This is a genomic window from Duganella aceris (assembly GCF_011090165.1).
Classification (GTDB): Bacteria; Pseudomonadota; Gammaproteobacteria; order Burkholderiales; family Burkholderiaceae_D; genus Rugamonas; species Rugamonas aceris.
Window position 1 is genome coordinate 143,742 of the sequence record NZ_JAADJT010000002.1, and the last position, 11,856, is coordinate 155,597.

Sequence of the window (11,856 nt, forward strand, 5' to 3'; positions counted from 1 at the left end):
GCGGAATATCTGGCAGCTAAATAATCGGGGGCAATATGCGTGTTGTGATCTTGGGTAGCGGTGTCATCGGCGTCACCAGCGCCTACTATCTGGCCCAGGCCGGCCACGACGTGACCGTGCTCGACCGCCAGCCCGGTCCCGCGCTGGAAACCAGTTTCGCCAACGCCGGCCAGATCTCCCCCGGCTACGCCTCGCCGTGGGCCGCGCCCGGCATCCCGTTGAAGGCGATGAAGTGGATGCTGCAACGCCACGCCCCGCTGTCGATCACCCCGGACGGCACGCTGTTCCAGCTGCAATGGATGTGGCAGATGCTGCAAAACTGCACCCCGGAGCGCTACGCCGTCAACAAGGAACGCATGGTGCGCCTGGCCGAATACAGCCGCGACTGCTTTAAGACCCTGCGCGCCGCCACCGGCATCGAGTACGAAGGCCGCCAGCAGGGCACGACCCAGCTGTTCCGCACCCAGAAGCAGCTGGACGACGCCGCCAAGGACATCGAAGTCCTGAAAGAGACCGGCGTGCCTTACGAGCTGCTGAACCGCGAACAACTGGTCGCCGCCGAACCCGGCCTGGACCAGAACAAGCTGGTCGGCGGCCTGCGCCTGCCGAACGATGAAACCGGCGACTGCCAGCTGTTCACCACCCGCCTGACCGCGATGGCCGAAGAACTCGGCGTCAAGTTCCGCTACGGCGTCGACATCACCGGCCTGGTCGGCGACGGCGACGCCATCAAGGGCGTGCAATGCGGCGCCGAACTGGTCACCGCCGACTCCTACGTGGTCGCGCTGGGCGCCTACTCGACGCCGCTGTTGAAGAAGCTGGTCGAGATTCCGGTCTATCCGCTCAAGGGCTACTCGATCACGGTGCCGATCGTCGACGCCGACGCCGCGCCGGTGTCGACCATCCTGGATGAAACCTACAAGATCGCCGTCACCCGCTTCGACGACCGCATCCGCGTCGGCGGCATGGCGGAGATCGCCGGCTTCGACAAGCGCCTCAACCCGCGCCGCCGCGAGACGCTGGAAATGGTGGTCAACGACCTGTTCCCGGGCGCCGGCGACACCGCCAGCGCCAGCTTCTGGACCGGCCTGCGGCCGATGACGCCCGACGGCACGCCGATCGTCGGCCGCACCGGCCTGCGCAACCTGTTCGTCAACACCGGCCACGGCACGCTGGGCTGGACCATGTCCTGCGGCTCGGCGCAACTGCTGTCGGATATCATTTCGGCGCGCCGTCCGGCGATCCTGGCCGACGACCTGTCGGTGGCCCGCTACAGCGCCGACCGCGCGCCGCGCCAGCCGCAACTGGCCGGCGCCTGACGCCCGGCGGGGCCTCAGGCGGCGAGATTGTCGCATCGCCGCCTTTTATCTGTCGACTAAGCCGCCACAACGCGATCATGGCGTTGAGATTGACGCCAAGCCTGCGTATAATTTTGACCATGAATAAACTTGAAGCATTCGGCCATATCGCGGCCCTGGCCATTCGTGGCGAACTGGTATTCCCTACCAGCGTAAATGCGGCGCTCCGCGTTCAACTGGCACTGGACGATCCCGAGTGCCCGGTCGACACCGCCATCAGCCTGGTGCTGGCCGAACCGCTGCTGGCGGCGCGCACCGTGGCCATCTCCAACTCGGCGATGTTCAACCGCGCCGGCGCCCCGGTCATCACCAACGTGCGCGGCGCCATCATGCGCATCGGCTACCAGAACCTGTTCGCGCTGGCCGCCGCCATGGTGGTGCGCCAGTTCGGCAGCAAGATCTCCGATCCGGCGGTGCGCGCCAAGGCGGAAAAGCTGTGGGACCACACCATCGCCGTCGCCGCGCTGGCCCGCGTGATCGCCCGCCAGGTCACCGGCGTCAATCCGGATACCGCGCTGTTCGCCGGCATCGTGCATGAAGTGGGCGGCTTTTACCTGCTGTCGCGCGCCGACGAATTCCCCGGCCTGCTGGAAGAGGATCCGGAAAACTGGCATTCGGCCAGCGAGGAAATCATCACCCGCGAGGTGATGCGCAAGCTGTGCATCCCGGAGCCGGTGGCGGAAGCCATCGAAGGCCTGCGCGACAGCTTCATGTCGATCCCGCCCGATACCCTGCTCGACACGCTGCTGCTGGCGAACCACCTGACCGACGTCAAATCGCCGTTGCAGGAGCCGCAGCGCGACCTGCCGCCGCATTCCGACTCGGCCATCGACCTGTTCATCGACCAGGAAAAAATGATCGCGATACTGCGCGAAGCCCGGGTCGACGCCGCCGAAATGAGCGCTGCGCTGCTGGTTTGATGAGCGCATCCCCGCCCTCCTACGGTTCCGACCAGTCCGGCCTGGTCTGCGGCTACCTGTTCGGCCGCACGCCCGACGGCAAGGGCGTGCCGCTCGACACCGACGCCGCGCGCGATTGGCTCAAGGTGCGCGAACAGCACCCGGAACAATTCGTCTGGCTGCACTACAACCTGGCCAACACCGCCAGCGAGAAGTGGCTGCACGAGCACACCGCGCTGCCGGAGGAATTCTACGAATCGCTGCACGAAGGCCCGCGTTCGACCCGCATCGAACTGGTCGACAACATGCTGATCGCGGTGGTCAACGACGTGCTGCACGATTTCTCGTTCGACGCGTCGGACATCTCCACGCTGTGGCTCAGCGTCGACAGCCAGATCGTCATCAGCGCGCGGCGCAAGCCGCTGAAGGCGATCGACGGCCTGCGCAACGCGGTGCGCAACGGCGAGCCGATGCGCTCCTCGGTGGCGCTGCTGATCCACCTGCTGCGCGACCAGGCCGACGCGCTGATCAAGATCGTACGCGGCGCCATCAGCACCGTCGACGGCATCGAGGACAATCTGCTGGCCGGCAAGCTGACCACGCAGCGCGCCGGCCTCGGCTCGCTGCGGCGGGTGCTGGTGCGGCTTCAGCGCCTGCTGGCGCCGGAGCCGGCCGCGCTGTTCCGCTTGCTGCAACGGCCGCCGGCCTGGGTGGCGGAGATCGACGCGCAGGAATTGAGCCAGTCGACCGAGGAATTCTCGATGGTGCTGGCGGATATGGCCTCGCTGCAGGAGCGCATCAAGCTGATCCAGGAAGAGATCGCGGCGCTGACCGCCGAAGCCAACAACCACAGCCTGTTCGTGCTGACGGTGGTGACGGTGCTGGCGCTGCCGATTAACATCATCGCCGGCTTGTTCGGCATGAACGTCGGCGGCATTCCGCTGGCCGACGCGCCGCATGGCTTCTGGGTGGTGGTGGCGATCGTCGCCAGCTTCACCGTGATCGCCGGCCTGGTGGCGTTCCGCCGGCAGCGCGGGCAGCGCTAGCGTTGCGCACGCGCTGCCCGCCGTACGCGGCGAAGATCAGCCCCATCACCAGCGCGATCAGGTTGTCGCGCCGGTAGCTGGCGCGCACCGCGTCCAGCCCGACCACCTCCTTGCCGCCGACCGCGATGCCGTAGACGGTGTGGAAGTCGCCCTCGCCGTAGCCGTTGCGCGACGGCCGTTGCGGATCGAAGCGCACCGTCAGCGGATACATGACCGCGTCCAGCACCGCCTGGCGCTGGCGGCCTTCGGCGTCGCCCTTGGCATATAAAACGAACTGCCGCCTGTCGGCGCCGATGGCGAAGTACAGCGCGCCGCGCGTGGACTGGTTCCACGTCACGCGGCCGCTGGCGCTGCGCAGCTGCTCCTCCGCCGGGAAGCGCCATTCCAGCGCGGCGAACAGCAGGATCAGGCCGATGCCGAGCAGCAGAAAGAAATACGCGCCGCGCTCGCCGGCAAACCATGGTTTCATGTTGGGACTGTGTGAACGAAATGATCGCCATCATACGTGAGATTGCGCGCATATCGATTTGCGCCGGCGAGGTATAGTGATATCCATCTCATCACACCGAAAGCACCACCTATGCGCCTGCTCATCGCCCTGATACTGCCGTGGCTGACCTTCTTCACCATCGGCCGCCCGTTCGCCGGCGTCATCTGCCTGATCCTGCAACTGACGCTGATCGGCTGGCTGCCTGCCGCGATCTGGGCGGTGTATTCGCTCAGCCAGTTCAAGACCGACCAGAAAATCGACCGCGCGCTGGACCAGCGCGGACGCTGATGCAGATCGATCACATCTTCATCCGCGCCAGCGGCGGCGCGCCGGAAGCGGAACACTTGCTGGCCTTGGGATGGGCCGAAGGGTCCGGCAACCATCACCCCGGCCAGGGCACGGAGAACCGCCGCTTCTTTTTTGAGAACATCTTCATCGAGCTGCTGTGGATCGCCGATCACGCCGAGATCCAGAGCGAGCAGACGCGCCCCACCATGTTGTTCGAGCGGCTGTCGATGGAGCAGGCGTCGCCGTTCGGCGTCTGCTTCCGGCCGGCGGGCGATGCCGGCGAGGCGCCGTTCCCGCATTGGGCGTACACGCCGGCCTACCTGCCGCCGGGAATGAAAATCGATATCGGCATGGATGCGCCGCTGACCGAGCCGTTGTGGTTCTTCATCGCCGATGCGAAGGCGCCGGCGGCCTATCCGTTCGAGCGCCAGGAGCCGCTGTATCATCCGCTGGAGCTGAACCGGATCAGCGCGATCACCTTGACCATGCCGGGCGCGGAGCAGTTGTCCGAGGCCGCCACCGCCGCGCGCGGCACGGGCCAGGTCCGGTTCGTGGCCGGCGGCGAACATCTGATGGAAGTCATTTTCGACGATCACCGCCAGGGCGGGAGCCACGACCTGCGCCCGCACCTGCCGTTGATTGTCAGGTACTGATACTTGCTTGGTGGTGTGCGAACTCGGATTAATGTAAACATTTTCGTTTACTTATTAACGGGCGCGGATTACAGTGGCGGTATGAAAACTCCACTACTGATCGGCGCCGCCTGCCTGCTGGCCCTGCTCTCCACCATCGGCGCCTCGCTGCCCTACCCGATCCTGCCGCCGCTGTTCGCCGCCGGCGCCAGCAACGGCCTCAACACCTTCCTCGGCCTGCCGCCCAAGCTGCTGTTCGGTCTGGCGCTGACCATCAACCCGCTCGGCCTGCTGATCGGCTCCGCCCTGCTCGGCCCGATGTCGGACCGCTACGGCCGCCGCCCGGTGCTGCTGATCACCGCCGTCGGCGCCGCCATCGGCCACGCCGTCACCGCCTGCGCGCTGCTGATGGAATCCTACCCGCTGTTCATCGTCGCCCGCTTCGCCACCGGTCTGCTCGAAGGCAGCGGCTCGGTCGCCCGCGCCCTGCTGGCCGACCGCCTGAGCGGCGACCTGCGCCGCAAAGCGCTGTCGTGGCTGAACGGCGCCTTCTACATGGGCTGGCTGGCCGGTCCGCTGCTGGCCGGCGCCACCCTCGGCTTCGGCCTGACCACGCCGTTCTGGGTCGCCGTCGCCGCCCTGCTGCTGGTGGCCGCGCTGGTCGCCGCCACCCTGCCGCGCGAAGCGCCCAGCGGCGCCACCACCTCCTGGTGGCAGGTGGCGCGCGACCGCCACTCGCTCAACCTGCTGCGCGAACCCGACCTGCGCAACCTGTTCATCGTGACGCTGGCCTACACCTGCGGCGTGACCGGCTTCTACGAGTTCTACCCGCTGTGGCTGGTGGAAGTGCCCGGCTACGGCGCCCAGGGCATCGCCTGGATCACCGCCGCCATGTGCGCCGTGATGACCACCACCACCATCATCGCCGGCCGCCCGTTCCAGGGCGAACCGCTGCTGCGCGCGCGCCGCTTCGCCTTGATCACCGCCGCCATGATCACGCTGCTGGCGGCCGGCGACGCCAGGCTCGGCATCGCCGCCATCGTCCTGTTCGGCATCCCGCACTCGTTCTACAACGCCATCGTCCCCAACTGGTGCGCCGAACGCTTCGGCGCCCACGGCCAGGGCGCGGTGATGGGCCTGATCTCCACCACCTTCTGCCTGGCCAACATCATCATGGCGCTGATCGGCGCGGTGCTGACGCTGATCGACACCCGCCTGATCCTGCTGCTGGGCGCGGCGCTGACGGCATGGTCGGCGTGGCGCATGCAGGCCTGGCACCACAGCATGAGCGCCAGGGCCGGCGCCGCCTTGCCATGAACACCGCCGAACAGACGCTGTTCCTGATCAAGACGCGCGGCCCGCAGACCGCGCAGCAGCTGGCCGCGCTGCTGGAACTGACCTCGATGGGCGCGCGCCGCCAGCTCGAAGCGTGGCAGGAGAAAGGCATGGTCACCTACGAGGACGTGGCCGACAAGCCGGGCCGGCCGTCGCGCCGCTGGCTGCTGACCGAGGCCGGCCACGCCCGCTTCCCCGACCGCCACGCCGACCTGACGCTGCAACTGATCGAGCAAGTCCGCACGCTGTTCGGCGAGGCCGGCCTGGATAAGCTGATCGACTCGCGCGAGACCATCAGCGAACAGCAATACCGCCGCCACCTGGCCGGCGCCAGATCGCTGCCGGAACGGGTGACTGCGCTGGTGCAGGCGCGCAGCGCCGAAGGCTATATGGCCGAAGTCGAACAGCGCGACGACGGCAGCCTGCTGCTGATCGAAAACCACTGCCCGATCTGCGCCGCCGCCAAACAGTGCCAACAGTTCTGCCGCTCCGAACTCGACGTCTTCCAGCGGGTGCTGGGCCCGGACTGTTCGGTCGGACGCGTCGAACACATGCTGGCCGGCGCGCGGCGTTGCGTTTATCTTATCAAGAAGGTGTAGGCAGGAGAATTCGCGCCGACGCCGTTACATTTTGATATGTTTGCACGCGCCGCAACTGGCACAATGGCGGCACGGCGCCTGCGCCATCTCTATAACCAACGGAAACCACTCATGGCAAATTACCTGAACCGACTGGCCGCCGCGGCATTGCTGCTGGCCTGCGGCAGCGCTGCTGCGCAACTGGGCAATGGCGGCGGCACCTACGCCGGCGTCGACAAGATCAACATCAACCCGCCGGCGATCGTCGCCCAGTTCGTCGGCAACGCGCAGGCCCTGCTCAACGCCGACAAGACGCTGTTGGCTGCGGTGGGTCTGCCCGAGCTGGCGGCGAAAGCCGGCGCCGAAGCCGGCGCGCTGGCGCCGGACGCCACCCGCGCCCAGATCGAAAACGCCTTGAAGACGCAGTCGGACAGCGGCCAGGCGCTGGAGCAGCAACTGGCCAAGGCCAAGCTGGACGACGCCGCCAGGCTGCAGTTCAGCATGGGCATCGGCGACCTGGCGCGCGGCGTGATCCAGTATGCCGGCATGTCGCGCGATTTGGTCGAGATGCGCAAGGCGATCAAGCCCGCAGGCGCCGCCGGCGCCTCCTCGATCTATCTGACCAAGGCGCTGCCCGGCGCGGTCAAGGAGCTGGGGCAGACGCTGAAAGCGGTGGTCGACTACGCCAAGGCCAACAACATCACGTTACCACCCGTAGCCGCCGAAGCACTGGCGCAGCTGTAACCGGCGGCGGCAGCAACGTCAACAGCTGTTCCGGCGACACCGGACGGCTGAACAGATAACCCTGCATCTCGTCGCAGCCGTTGTCGCGCAGGAAGCTGCGCTGCTGTTCGGTTTCCACGCCTTCGGCGATGACGCGCAGCTTGAGGCGATGCGCCAGGCCGATGATGGAGCTGGCGATCGCCTCGTCGCCGCTGCTGCGGCCCAGGTCGCGCACAAAGGACTTGTCGATCTTGAGGGTGCTGATCGGGAACGACTTCAGCGCAGACAGGCTCGAGTAGCCGGTGCCGAAATCATCGATCGACAGCGACACGCCCATCGCCCGCACCTCGGCCATCTTGGCCACGGCCTGCTGCAGGTCGCGCATGATCACGCCTTCGGTCACCTCCAGCTCCAGCCACTCCGGCGCCATGCCGCTGTCCTGCAGCGCCTGCGCCACCCGCTGCACCAGGCCCGATTCCTCGAACTGGCGCGGCGAGACGTTGACCGACACCCGCAGCGGCGCCAGGCCGGCGCGCTGCCAGGCCTGGTTCTGCAGGCAGGCGGTGCGCAGCACCCAGTCGCCGAGCGCGATGATCATGCCGCTCTCCTCGGCCAGCGGGATGAAGCGGTCCGGCCCGATCACGCCGTGCTGCGGATGATCCCAGCGCACCAGCGCCTCGACCCCGAACACACTGCCGTCGCGCAGATCCACCTTGGGCTGGTACAGCAGGCGGAACTGGCCCTCGTCCAGCGCGCAGCGCAAGCCCTCCAGCATCGTCAGCTTTTCCTCGATATGCGCGTTCATCTCGCTGGTGTAGAACTGGCAGTTGTTCTTGCCCAGGTCCTTGGCGCGGTACATCGCCGCGTCGGCGTGCATCAGCAGGGTCTCGGCGTCGCCGCCGTCGCCCGGATAGACCGCGACACCGATGCTGCAGCTGACCTGCACATCCTGCCCGTTCAGCGACACCGGCCGCAGCACCGCTTCGCGCACCCGCTCCAGCACAGGCGCGGCGTCGCCGGCGCGCCCGCTGCCGTTCAGCAGCAGCACGAACTCGTCGCCGCCGAAGCGGCCCACCGTGTCGCCGGCGCGCAAACAGCCTTCCATCCGCGCCGCCACCACCTTCAGCAGCTCGTCGCCGGCGTTGTGGCCGAGGCCATCGTTGACCAGCTTGAAGCCGTCCAGGTCGATGAAGGCCACCAGCACCGCGCCGCCGCTGCGCTGCGCCTGGGCGATGGTCAGCTCCAGCCGGTCGGCGATCAGGATGCGGTTCGGCAGGCCGGTCAAGGTATCGTGGTGGGCCAGGTGCAGCATGCGCGCCTCGGCCAGCTTGCGCTCCGAGATGTCGCGGATGATGGCGACCACGCCGTTCTCCACCGGCACCACCTGTTGGTGCAGCCAGCGCGCGCGGATCTGCGGCAAGGTGTTTTCCCATTCCTGCTCGTGCACGCCGCCGTGGCGCATCGCATGCATCAGATGCCCGAACATGCCGTTGCTGCGCGCCTGCGGCATGAAGCCGCACAAGGTCATGCCGCACAATTCCTGCTTGCTATGGCCGGTCATCTCCTCGGCGCGCTGGTTGGCGTCGACGATGACGAAGTCGACGATGTCGCCGGCGGCGTCGCGCACTTCGCGCATCACCAGGAAGGCGTCCAGGCTGGCCGCCGACGCCGCCGCGTAGGTTTCCTGCGCGCGCCGCACGTGGGCGCGGCTGCGCGCGCCCTGCCACGACCAGAGCCACAGCAACGCGGTGACGAACACCAGCACCGTGCTGGCGATCGCCGACTCCCACAGCTTCTCGCGCCGCATGCGTTCGAAGCCGGCCATCGGTTCATTTTCGTCCAGTCCCACCAGCACGTTCAGCGGCACGCCGTGCAACGGGCGCATGCCGCTGTAATTGCGCACGCCTTCCGGCAACTTCACCAGATCGTCCTGGGTGGTCACATGCTGGCCGAAGGTCAGCTGGTCGCCGATGCGCAGCGCGCGCACCACGCCGTCGGCGCCGACCAGGCCGAGCATGCCGTGCTCGCCGAGACGGCTGCGCTCATAGCTGCTGGTGAAATACGCCGGATCGGTTTCGACGATGACGATGCCGGCGAAATTGCCGTCGTCGTCGTCGAGACGGCGCGTGAAGTGCAGATGCCATTCGGTGTTGGCGACGTCGCGCAAGGCGTGGCTGACGTAGGTCGAGCCGCTGTCGCGCTCCTGGTGGAACTTGAAGTAGGACTGGTCGGCCACCGAGATCGACAGCGCGCGCGGATTGCTGGCCACCGTGATGCCGTTGCGGTCGACGATGCTGACCACGAACACCACGCCCGGCGGCAGCAGGCCTTCGCGGCCCAGTTCCGGCAGCGCGCCCAGCGCGCCCTTGCGCTCGACCGCGTATTTCAGCACGCGCAGCGTCTGGTCGATGCCGTCCAGGCTGCGCGCCACCTGCGCCTCGTAAGTGCCCAGCATTTCGCGCAGCGTGTCGGCGGCGGCCTCGCGCGCGTGCTCGCGCTCGGCGTCGATCTCGTGGAACGACACCACCCAGATCGCCACCAGCAGCAACAGCGCGAACAGCGGCAGCGAGAAGTGGGTATCCAGTCCCCTGCGCATCCAGCGCGCGCGCAGCGTGTCCTGCTTGCCGCCGTTGTTCATCGCGCCACCTGCACGGTCACCGCCTTGACGCTGGCGTCCAGCGCGGCGCGGTCGATGTAGCCGATCATGGACGGATTGTCGGCCACCATTTTCCGCACGGCGGCGCTGCTCGCCAGCTCGCGCGGCGGCTGGCCGCGGCCGGTGAACACCATCTTGGTCCAGTAAGCCTTCATCAGCGCCGGCGACTTGCCCGCCATGACGCTGTAGAACTCATTGCGCAGCGGGCTGCCGAGCGGCAGGTCCAGCGCCACCGCCGGCTCGCCGTCGGGGAAGCGGCCGGTCTGCGCCAGGAAGATATCGGTCACCTGGTCGGGTCGCAGCGCGCTCACCGGACTGCGGGCCGAAACGATCACCACCAGCTCCGCCGCGCCGGCCATGCCGCTCGACAGCAGCAGGCAGGCCAGCATATTCATCAGAAGTATCCTCATCGCGGCCACCTCAGAACACGAAGTCGAGCGCGGCGCTCAACACGGTGACCGGCCGGCCGGAGCGGAACTCCGGTTGCACGTTGATGAAGGTGCCGTTCGATCCCCGCTGCGGCGTGATGCGATCGTACTGCAGCTTGAGCGCATAGTTCGGATGCAGATCCCAGCGCACGCCGGCGGTGATGCTGCGCTGGTGCGAGATGGTGGCCAGCAGCTGGTTCAGGCCGGCGTTGAGCTGCGCGGCGGGAACCGCCAGCTGCGGCGGCAAGGCCGCCAGGTCCAGGCCGTCCACATGGATCGCGGTGTTGGCGCGCACCGCCGAGTAGGCCAGGTAAGGCGTGAAGTCGTGCACGCGATAGCCGGCGCTCAGGTAGGCGGCGGTCTTGTCGCCCAGGTAGGAGCGCGCGTTCATGCGGCCGATCTCGCCCATGAAGAACCACTCGCCAGGATCGTAGTTGAAGCCGAGCGAGCCGACGTCGGCGCGCTTGGCGTTGACTTCATAGCGCTCGGCCAAGGCCGCGCCCTGTGGCCCGAACATGCGCAGACCGTCGAACAGCTCGCGCGCCAGGCCGACGCTGAGCACCGTGGTGAGGAAACTGGCGCGCAGCGTCAGCGCGCCGGCGGTGGTGATGTTGGACAGGCCGGTCAGCGAGCGCGCCTGGGCGCGCGCCGTCGACGAGATCGAAATGTCGGTGCGGCCGAAAAAGACCTGGGTGACGTTGTTGGCGTCGCCGGCGCGCCAGCGGTAGCTGGCGTCGACGCCGTCGCTGTTGCTGATCGGGATGGCGCCGTACAACTCCACCGGCGGGCGCACCCACGGCAGCGCATAGCCGGCCTTGCGGTAGTCGCCGGTCAGGAACATCGGCAGCGCGATGCGGCCCAGGCGCACGCTCAGGTCCGGGGTCGCCTGGTACTTGATGTTGGCCCACTCAAACTGCGGCTTGTAGCCACCTTGCAGCCGGCGCTCGGATACCAGTTGCACCACCGCCGACCACTGACTGTCCAGCTGCACACCCAGCTGCATGCCGATGCGGCTGTCGACGGCCGGACTCCAGGCGCGGCTATGGCCGGCGTCGCCGGGATTGACCACGTTGGCCGTGAAGTCCGCTCCGTCCTCGCTGCTGTGCACCACGCCCAGCGTGCCATAGCCGCCGAAGCTCCAGCGCGGCGAAGCGTCGTCGCCGGCCGGTTCGGCCGCGACGGCGATGCGGCAGCCCAGCAGCAACGTCGCCGCCAGTGTGACGCTCAACCTCAACGGTGGAAAAACTTTGGTCATTCGTGTTCCTGTCTATCTGCGTACGGCAAGCCCTGTGTCCCGAATGTGCGCGCGAGCGCATGCGTTCCGCGCACGCGGAGCGTCTGTCTTGACCAGGTGGGAGTGTGTCGGGGGCACGGAGCCGGGGTGCCGTTCCGAAGAACTTATTCGGATACATGAACTTTATAC

12 protein-coding genes are annotated in these 11,856 nt (G+C 67.4%); 8 read left to right on the top strand and 4 right to left on the bottom strand.

The features are described 5' to 3' along the window. The first annotated feature begins 35 nt into the window (after window positions 1-35). The 3 genes from GW587_RS05165 (at window position 36) to GW587_RS05175 (ending at window position 3,303) form a co-directional block, all read left to right on the top strand. Window positions 36-1,319, top strand: a complete 1,284-nt coding sequence (locus tag GW587_RS05165; protein ID WP_166099450.1) for a D-amino acid dehydrogenase — start codon at window positions 36-38, stop codon at window positions 1,317-1,319. A gap of 119 nt (window positions 1,320-1,438) precedes the next feature. Next, window positions 1,439-2,278 carry an HDOD domain-containing protein gene (locus tag GW587_RS05170; RefSeq protein ID WP_166099453.1) on the top strand — a complete coding sequence of 280 codons (840 nt, stop codon included), beginning with the start codon at window positions 1,439-1,441 and terminating at the stop codon, window positions 2,276-2,278. Beyond that, window positions 2,278-3,303 (top strand): transporter, encoded by a 1,026-nt coding sequence (locus GW587_RS05175; RefSeq protein ID WP_166099455.1) that lies wholly within the window; start codon window positions 2,278-2,280, stop codon window positions 3,301-3,303. The genes GW587_RS05170 and GW587_RS05175 overlap by 1 nt, the downstream gene beginning before the upstream one ends. Here the strand turns inward: GW587_RS05175 and GW587_RS05180 are convergent. Further along, window positions 3,251-3,772: a hypothetical protein gene (locus tag GW587_RS05180; RefSeq protein WP_166099458.1), complete on the bottom strand. Its 522-nt coding sequence runs from the start codon at window positions 3,770-3,772 to the stop codon at window positions 3,251-3,253. The two genes, GW587_RS05175 and GW587_RS05180, sit on opposite strands and share 53 nt — an antisense overlap. A 111-nt stretch (window positions 3,773-3,883) precedes the next feature. On the opposite strand from GW587_RS05180, the gene GW587_RS05185 reads away from it, so the two are divergent. From GW587_RS05185 to GW587_RS05205, 5 genes are all read left to right on the top strand, one after another. Next, entirely contained in the window at window positions 3,884-4,081 is a 198-nt protein-coding gene (locus GW587_RS05185; protein ID WP_166099461.1) for a YqaE/Pmp3 family membrane protein, read from the top strand. Next, a complete protein-coding gene (locus GW587_RS05190) occupies window positions 4,081-4,734 on the top strand; it encodes a VOC family protein (RefSeq protein WP_166099463.1) in 654 nt (217 codons plus the stop codon). Before GW587_RS05185 ends, GW587_RS05190 begins: the two co-directional genes overlap by 1 nt. An 81-nt stretch (window positions 4,735-4,815) precedes the next feature. Then, the gene (locus GW587_RS05195; RefSeq protein ID WP_166099465.1) at window positions 4,816-6,030 is read left to right on the top strand and encodes an MFS transporter; all 1,215 of its coding nucleotides are present in this window, start codon (window positions 4,816-4,818) and stop codon (window positions 6,028-6,030) included. Beyond that, window positions 6,027-6,647 (top strand): helix-turn-helix transcriptional regulator, encoded by a 621-nt coding sequence (locus GW587_RS05200; protein ID WP_166099468.1) that lies wholly within the window; start codon window positions 6,027-6,029, stop codon window positions 6,645-6,647. Before GW587_RS05195 ends, GW587_RS05200 begins: the two co-directional genes overlap by 4 nt. A gap of 111 nt (window positions 6,648-6,758) precedes the next feature. Further along, on the top strand, window positions 6,759-7,370 hold the full coding sequence (locus tag GW587_RS05205; RefSeq protein ID WP_166099470.1) for a hypothetical protein: 612 nt from the start codon (window positions 6,759-6,761) through the stop codon (window positions 7,368-7,370). Here the strand turns inward: GW587_RS05205 and GW587_RS05210 are convergent. The 3 genes from GW587_RS05210 to GW587_RS05220 are packed head-to-tail and all read right to left on the bottom strand — an operon-like array spanning window position 7,327 to window position 11,688. After that, window positions 7,327-9,987, bottom strand: coding sequence for a bifunctional diguanylate cyclase/phosphodiesterase (locus GW587_RS05210; protein ID WP_166099472.1), 2,661 nt, complete (start codon window positions 9,985-9,987; stop codon window positions 7,327-7,329). The two genes, GW587_RS05205 and GW587_RS05210, sit on opposite strands and share 44 nt — an antisense overlap. Next, window positions 9,984-10,400, bottom strand: a complete 417-nt coding sequence (locus GW587_RS05215; RefSeq protein WP_229259302.1) for a type 2 periplasmic-binding domain-containing protein — start codon at window positions 10,398-10,400, stop codon at window positions 9,984-9,986. Before GW587_RS05215 ends, GW587_RS05210 begins: the two co-directional genes overlap by 4 nt. Before the next feature lie 25 nt (window positions 10,401-10,425). Further along, window positions 10,426-11,688 (bottom strand): porin, encoded by a 1,263-nt coding sequence (locus GW587_RS05220; protein ID WP_166099477.1) that lies wholly within the window; start codon window positions 11,686-11,688, stop codon window positions 10,426-10,428. Window positions 11,689-11,856 lie beyond the last annotated feature (168 nt).